At 42.8% G+C, this 554-nt stretch carries 1 protein-coding gene; it reads right to left on the bottom strand.

Going from position 1 to position 554, the window contains the following annotated elements; all coding sequences use genetic code 11:
• Positions 1–153: 153 nt before the first annotated feature.
• Positions 154–554 (bottom strand): hypothetical protein (locus tag A3729_RS33110; RefSeq protein ID WP_197475856.1); only part of this gene is annotated, 401 nt, incomplete at its 5' end.

Here is a 554-nt window from a genome sequence, read left to right as displayed (position 1 = left end):
AATACAAGGTGGATAGGTTTATGTTTTCCTGGGCTGAAAACGTTCTTAATGATAACCCACTTTCAAGCCACTTCTTAACAATGGCTTCTTTAAACTCTTTTGAATAATGCTTCACTCATATTCTCTTACCGCCTCCTATTCAATTATTAAAAATTAACAGAGGCGACAACTATCCTGACACAGGGGGATAGCGATACCATCAACATAACCTTCTGGGTTAAAAGGGGAAATAACGGCAGGGACAAGGCGGCCTGGTGCCAAAGCAACAGAACCTAGATCAAGAACTGCGTCTTTAACAGCGTAGATGTCACGCATTGAGTGAGCGAAACCGAATGCATTCAATCCGTCTAGACCAGAAGTGTCACCACGATGGTTGTGGATTTTCAGATCGTTGATCTGAACACCAGCGATATCGATGTAAACATCTAAATCAGTGATGTTGAAGTAGCTATCCATGTGGATTTTTGAGTTCGCATCACCGTAACCAGTAGAACCAGTCACAGCATCAGAAGCTTCAGCAGCAGAGATACGACCATTACCATCAGTGTCAGTAG

The organism is Oleiphilus sp. HI0043, from assembly GCF_001634935.1.
Note: the sequence above shows the minus strand (reverse complement) of the source record. Positions and strands in the feature narration are given on the sequence as shown.